Origin of the sequence: Thalassobacterium sedimentorum (assembly GCF_031127905.1) — a bacterium.
Classification (GTDB): Bacteria; Verrucomicrobiota; Verrucomicrobiia; order Opitutales; family Coraliomargaritaceae; genus Thalassobacterium; species Thalassobacterium sedimentorum.
In genome coordinates, this window is sequence record NZ_JARXIC010000079.1 from 1 (window position 1) to 3,005 (window position 3,005).

At 43.5% G+C, this 3,005-nt stretch carries 6 protein-coding genes; all 6 read left to right on the forward strand.

All coding sequences use genetic code 11. The features are described 5' to 3' along the window. The first annotated feature begins 131 nt into the window (after positions 1-131). The 6 genes from QEH59_RS18310 to QEH59_RS18335 all read left to right on the forward strand — a co-directional run bounded on the left by QEH59_RS18310 (position 132) and on the right by QEH59_RS18335 (position 2,862). Complete coding sequence (locus tag QEH59_RS18310; protein ID WP_308986830.1) at positions 132-410, forward strand: hypothetical protein; 279 nt, start codon at positions 132-134, stop codon at positions 408-410. Positions 411-522: 112 nt separating this feature from the next. Next, on the forward strand, positions 523-1,077 hold the full coding sequence (locus QEH59_RS18315; RefSeq protein ID WP_308986831.1) for a hypothetical protein: 555 nt from the start codon (positions 523-525) through the stop codon (positions 1,075-1,077). An 81-nt stretch (positions 1,078-1,158) separates the two neighbouring features. Beyond that, positions 1,159-1,473 carry a hypothetical protein gene (locus tag QEH59_RS18320; RefSeq protein WP_308986832.1) on the forward strand — a complete coding sequence of 105 codons (315 nt, stop codon included), beginning with the start codon at positions 1,159-1,161 and terminating at the stop codon, positions 1,471-1,473. A 53-nt stretch (positions 1,474-1,526) separates the two neighbouring features. Further along, entirely contained in the window at positions 1,527-1,955 is a 429-nt protein-coding gene (locus QEH59_RS18325; RefSeq protein WP_308986833.1) for a hypothetical protein, read from the forward strand. Between the two features lie 68 nt (positions 1,956-2,023). Further along, the gene (locus tag QEH59_RS18330; protein WP_308986834.1) at positions 2,024-2,434 is read left to right on the forward strand and encodes a DUF4279 domain-containing protein; all 411 of its coding nucleotides are present in this window, start codon (positions 2,024-2,026) and stop codon (positions 2,432-2,434) included. A gap of 74 nt (positions 2,435-2,508) precedes the next feature. Beyond that, entirely contained in the window at positions 2,509-2,862 is a 354-nt protein-coding gene (locus QEH59_RS18335) for a hypothetical protein (protein ID WP_308986835.1), read from the forward strand. Positions 2,863-3,005: the final 143 nt, after the last annotated feature.

A 3,005-nucleotide genomic window follows, 5' to 3' on the forward strand; every position in this document is an offset into this window, starting at 1 on the left:
AGACATAGGGAGCTGAGCCTGACCGCTCGGCTCCCACCTTTAACTCTAGAAAACCTTAAAATACACACGCGCCGCGTAGCGGCTTTGTTCAACCAATCGGAGTGAGCAATAGATTTCGCTGACGCTCATCTATGCTCATCCTCGACGTTCACAGAAAGAAAATGACACCTAAACAACAACAATTCATTACAGAAGTTCAAACTGCCGTGATCATTAGATGCTCGAACCTCTCGGAAGAAAATGAGCACAAGGGACCATGGATGGGCCTTATAGACATGGACGAGGCTTTTATGGCCATGCAGAAAATACCAGAAGAAAAATCTGCACATGAAGCGGCTTGTGACTTTGTTTCTCATCGATTCGACGAAGTCGGTGACTCCGAAAATCCACCATATTGGTTTATGCGTTGATAGATCAAAGCCAGTGGGAATGAAAACTGAAAATGTGAACCAGTCGGAGGTCTCAATTTCGTTCGCTCGTCCCTCGCTCACTCCTTGAGACTCCTCTACGTTCTGAGAAAAAATGAATAGAATCATCACATCCATCTTATTCATATGCTTCAGCATACTCCACTCAGGCTGTTCTGAGCCTGAAACGCAAAGTGATGATCCCATTGCAACTGCACTAGAAAAACTAAAGGAAAGAAAGAATGATGATGCCTTCGTCATCATCGAAGCACTTCCCACAGAGAACTACGTTCAGTTTGCGACATACTCAGATCAGTCGATCTTTGTAGACTTTCCAATCTCCACATATGAACCCGAGGAGGACGGTTTCATCGGCATTGTAGAAACCGAGAAAGTAATTAGAACTTCAGAGATTGAAGGCTACAGACTTACTCGTTTCATCAGCGAAGATGAAGAAATAAGACTCAGAAAATACCTCCTGAAGTGGCAGGTAGACTTTGAAGTTCATGAAGAGAAAGGAACCACCCCATCAGGAAAGGTTGCTAACTTTTTTACCTCTATAGAAGCAGGCTTCGATCTCGCCCCAAACAAGCGTTCAGAATTCGTCAAAGGTGTCTTCACTGAGGTGTTTCTACTAACGAACTACGAACTCAACATTATTGAAAATTAATCAGAACCAGACGGGAGATGACAACTCCGAGTAGCGCTGCCGCGCTACTCTCCGCGCATCCCCTTCACGTTCTCAGAAAAAATGGAATGGATCATAGCAATATACGTTATCACAGGAATAATCGTATGCGTCGTAACATTCAGAATACTCCACAAGCATGAAGTCGATATTCCTATAGACATCCCTTTTTTCATCATTTGGCCAATTATACCAGTATTGGCATGGCTGGAAATCGGAGCGAAGAGAATTCGAGAAAAAGAAAAGGAAAGAAAACTTCACGAGGAAGAAATGAAGAGAGCCAATCCAAACTATGGCTTAAGCACAGACGAGCAGATCGAAAAGCTCAGAGATATTCACAATCAACTAAACAAAACTAGTGAGAACCAGTCGCACTGAGCAATGTCGCTAACGCGCCATCGCTCATGCTCGACGTTAGACAAAATTAATCTATGAACCCACTAAGCGTATCCAAAGAAGTTGCAAGGCTTGGAGCATCCCATGGCCTTTCAAAAGATGTAATAGACCTTCTGGAGAAAAAGGTATCTCTTTTGGAGTCAGAGCTTCAGGAGTCTCAATCACGAGAAAAAGAGAAGGATTCCAAGATAAAAAGACTCCAGGCACAAGTGGGGAACCTTAAGCCTGAGGGCGGTCTGTTAGATGAAGAGAATGACATCCTAAAACTCTTGGCAGCGAATAAAAATCTCAGGACCATCGACCTGGTTAAGCCCACTGGGCTGAAAATTGAAAAAATTGAATATCACATAGATTCTTTAATTGATCGTGATTACATCACCGCGGATATGTGGATGGGAAATTTCAGGGTCCCAAGTATCACTAAGCATGGTCGCAAGCATTTAGTCGAAGGAGGACTGGTCTAACCAGGCAGTAGTGGACAACTCCGTTCGTGCCTCACTCCGTGCCACACTTTGACGTTCGCAGAAAAAAAATGAATACAAATGAAGGAAGAGTATATTTCGCGTTATTTGGGGACTCGTTTGATCCAGATGAACTCACTGAATTTCTTGGGATAGAACCCACCTCTGTGAGCCGAAAAGGTGAAAGAATCCCGGATCAATTACCGAAATGTAGCTCATGGCAAATATCTACAGATAATATAAAAAATGAAATCATAGATATTTATGAAATGGCTGAATCAATAGTTGAACCACTCCAAAAGCATCACGAACGAATATCAGAAGCAATGCATCGATTCAACTTAGCGGCTGTTCTACAAGTTGTACTATGGATTTCTGACAACGAAAAGCATCCAATGCCCGCTATCGGTTTTGAGACAGAGACTATTAAATTTCTTGCTGAAATAGGAGCATCGATTGATGTCGATACTTACAAACACTAATGCGAACCAGACGCTACACCCAACTCCGCACCTGCGGCGCGTCGTCGGGTGAGCTAGACGTTCTTGAATAAAAAATGAAACTCATCGCTAGCTTAATGATTATCGCAGGAGTGTTGCACTACATATTCCCTGTGATTTGCAAAGTTCAGAGTTTCGAAGTTGATCTGACCTGGCGCACTTCAGAATTAGCTGAAGCAAAAACTGAGAACGAAGAAGAAATGAAAGAGTCCATCGTGTTTATGGGATCTCATGCCGATTCAGCCATTTCTCAATGGCGAACGAAGTCGGCGGCGGGCTCTGGATTACTCATCATATTCGGCCTTATCACTTTCATCATAGGATGCAAGAGCAGGCCAGAACCAGTCGATGCAGCGAATGCGAGTAACGCCGCCAGTGTTAATCTAAATCAGTCGGCTCGCATCCGCTGATCTCCACGTTCACCGAAATAAAATGAGCAAATCATATAAGGCACTTTGGGCATTAAAACGGAATTTCTATGGAACGATAATCCTCGGACTTCTGCTACCTGTTTGCGCATCGGAGATGCTTGAAACAGATCCTAAAACAGCTG